This window comes from Psychrobacter immobilis (assembly GCF_904846185.1).
Classification (GTDB): Bacteria; Pseudomonadota; Gammaproteobacteria; order Pseudomonadales; family Moraxellaceae; genus Psychrobacter; species Psychrobacter immobilis_B.
This window is the reverse complement of the sequence record NZ_CAJGZQ010000056.1, coordinates 1-1,340: the sequence shown is the minus strand read 5'-3', so window position 1 is coordinate 1,340 and position 1,340 is coordinate 1. Positions and strand designations below refer to the sequence as shown.

The 1,340-nt window shown below is 34.6% G+C and carries 1 protein-coding gene; it reads right to left on the bottom strand.

Annotated features, from left to right (window positions below):
• Positions 1-82: 82 nt before the first annotated feature.
• Positions 83-544 (bottom strand): PACE efflux transporter, encoded by a 462-nt coding sequence (locus tag JMW94_RS14650; RefSeq protein ID WP_201604895.1) that lies wholly within the window; start codon positions 542-544, stop codon positions 83-85.
• Positions 545-1,340: the final 796 nt, after the last annotated feature.

Below are 1,340 nucleotides of genomic sequence, written 5' to 3'. Positions count from 1 at the left end.
ATCTAAACCCTATCGAGAAAAAGTGGGCACAGGCTAAGTTTCTACGCCAAGGGTGGATGGAGAATAATTTACCAAAACTGTTTCAGGATATGGGCTGTATCTCTTTTATTATAGACTGACTATAGTTATGCGGTAAAGTAAATATCTTGTCAAAACCCAAGGTAAAGATAAAGGTATAAACCAAGAAAAATAGCAGTAACGCTGCTTCCATCATAAAAGCTTTGATTAAACCAACATCATACCAGATCATATAAAGTGGTAAGCAAATCAACACCAATCCGCCTTCAAATCCTAATGCATGCGCACTGCGAATGAGTAAGGTGCGCTTTGCCACCTGCTTGCGACGTTCCCACGCTTCAAAAGCTGTATTGTATAAGAAGTTCCAAATCACTGCTGCCAATGACACCATCACAGCGACTGGTAAAGACTCTGACGCATCGCCACCGCTGAGTTTCATCAATACGAAAGTAGAAGAAATGATAGCGATAAGCTCGAAAATAGTCACATAGACGATACGACGTTTGAGTGGGGATAAAGTAATCAACCAAGACTCCAAAGCACTTAAGCGTAAACAAAAAAGTGCCTATCAAAGTATCGGTCCGTCCCGAGATAGAAAAGATAGATTCATTGCAGAGCCACGGTTTCCGCCTGCACCTATATTATACATGAGATAAATTTATTATAAAGCCATTTGGAAAACCTAGCTTTTAGCTACTTCCCAAGACTGGTTAAAGCAGCATTATTTATTAACTTCCTATATTTTCCTTTAACCCTTAATACTCTAGACTGATGTATATAATAGGCAAGTCTTTTTTTTCTAACCTCCGTAACCTCATTATTCTTTCTAAAGAGGTCTATAAAATCAAAGAATAAATCCTTCATAAGGTAAAATATGAAATATATCAAAGATACAAATAATAAAGTATAAAAAATCATAAATGATAAATTAAAGAAAAATTGTGGGTCTTTTGAAAAAAAATCTGGACTTTTACTTTGTACATTTGCATAATAAGATGCCAAAAATCCTATACCACCTGTTGCAAATATAGTAAAAATACCTTTTACACTAGCAACTTGATCTAAATCATCTTTGTGATTAACGTAGCTATTATAAGTTTCGAATACATATTCAATATCTTTCGGAGCGAATAGGCAATTAATCCAATGTATTCTATAATCTCTTACTGTAAAATCTTTAAACTTATTAAAACCCTTATAGTAGAGTTCAGATAAAACCGATACAATACATAAAAACTAATCAACTATTCAGATAAACCATGACTTATTCAATCGACTATCGTAAACAAGTGCTGTCTAGCATCGATAATGGTCTGACTGTT